The sequence below is a fragment of the Acidimicrobiia bacterium genome (assembly GCA_016650365.1).
GTDB lineage: Bacteria > Actinomycetota > Acidimicrobiia > Spongiisociales > JAENVV01 > JAENVV01.
The window spans coordinates 1-1,292 of sequence record JAENVV010000177.1 but is presented as its reverse complement, the minus strand read 5'-3'; the positions used below and the strand labels follow the sequence as shown (position 1 = coordinate 1,292).

Below are 1,292 nucleotides of genomic sequence, written 5' to 3'. Positions count from 1 at the left end.
GGTTGCGATTGCCAGGAACATGGCGCCGTCTCCACGCGGTGAGCTTGAGATAACGGATGTGAACCGGGCCTACCTTGCGAATGGTCAACTCCACGTTCAACTGTTTGATCGGGGCGTGGCCTGGTTGGACAGTGGGACGCACGACAGCCTGCTGGAAGCGGCCAACTTCATCGCTACGATTGAACACCGCCAGGGCATCAAGATTGCCTGCCTCGAAGAAATCGCCCTGGAGCGAGGATATGTGGACGTTGACCACGTCGCCCGGGTTGTCTCTGAGATGCCCAACTCTGGCTACCGCGCCTACCTCGAGGCGCTCCTTACCCACGAATGATCGCGGTTACTGGCGCGACCGGTCAATTGGGGTCGGCATTCTTGCGGCTCCTGCCCGACGCAGCCGGGTTGACTCGAGCTGATCTCGATCTGACCCGACCGGACCTACTTCGAGAGCGATTGGACCGTTTGCATTGCGACACCTTGATCAATTGTGCGGCCTATACGGCGGTTGATCAGGCCGAGACCGATGAGCCAACTGCCGAGGCAGTCAATGCCCGTTCGGTGGAAGTCATGGCCCGTTGGGCGGCTGATCGTTCAGCTCGACTTGTCACCTACTCGACGGATTATGTCTTTGACGGAACGAAAAGCGGGGCGTACGTCGAGTCCGATCTTCCCAACCCGCAAAGCGCGTACGGTCGAACCAAACTGCTTGGCGAACAGGTGGCCACCCAAGCGAACCCCGATTGTCTCGTCGTTCGGACCTCGTGGGTGATTTCCGGAACCCATCCCAGTTTTGTTTCCACGATCCTTCGGTTGGTGCGAGAAAGACCCATTTCGGTGGTGGACGATCAGCACGGATCTCCAACCCTGGCCGACGACCTTGCCTCCCATACGCTTCGGCTCCTGGATATCGCGGCCACGGGTCTAGTCCACGCTACCAACGAGGGAGCGACGACCTGGTTTCACCTGGCGCAGGCGGCAGCGGAATTGGCCGGCATCGAGCCCGATCGGATTAGTCCCTGCACCACGGCCGAGTTTCCGCGTCCGGCGCCCCGGCCTGCGAATTCACTGTTGGTTTCGGAGCGGTATCCAGACGTGGGTCCCATGCCGCCATGGAGAGAGTCGTTGCCGTCGGCGGTTGAACAGATCTTGACCTGGCTGTAGTGGGTTGGGCGGTCATCAGCTCGACGGATTCAGCGTCCAAACCGCTTTTTTTTGGTCGGCGCCGGCGCATGCAACTGGGATCGCAGTTGTTTGCTGACGTCTCGTTCGTCGATCAACCGGCCAAGCCAAACCGC

At 60.1% G+C, this 1,292-nt stretch carries 2 protein-coding genes; both read left to right on the top strand.

Annotation, left to right across the window (positions count from 1 at the left end; translation table 11 throughout):
• On the top strand, positions 1-331 hold a 331-nt coding region (locus JJE47_10875), incomplete at its 5' end, for a glucose-1-phosphate thymidylyltransferase (protein MBK5267924.1).
• Positions 328-1,158, top strand: a complete 831-nt coding sequence (rfbD, locus tag JJE47_10870; protein MBK5267923.1) for a dTDP-4-dehydrorhamnose reductase — start codon at positions 328-330, stop codon at positions 1,156-1,158. The genes JJE47_10875 and rfbD, both read left to right, overlap by 4 nt.
• Positions 1,159-1,292: the final 134 nt, after the last annotated feature.

Bases quoted from the DNA above. Each gene is read 5' to 3' on its own strand.
- rfbD (MBK5267923.1), top strand. From the start codon at position 328: ATGATCGCGGTTACTGGCGCGACCGGTCAATTGGGGTCGGCATTCTTG.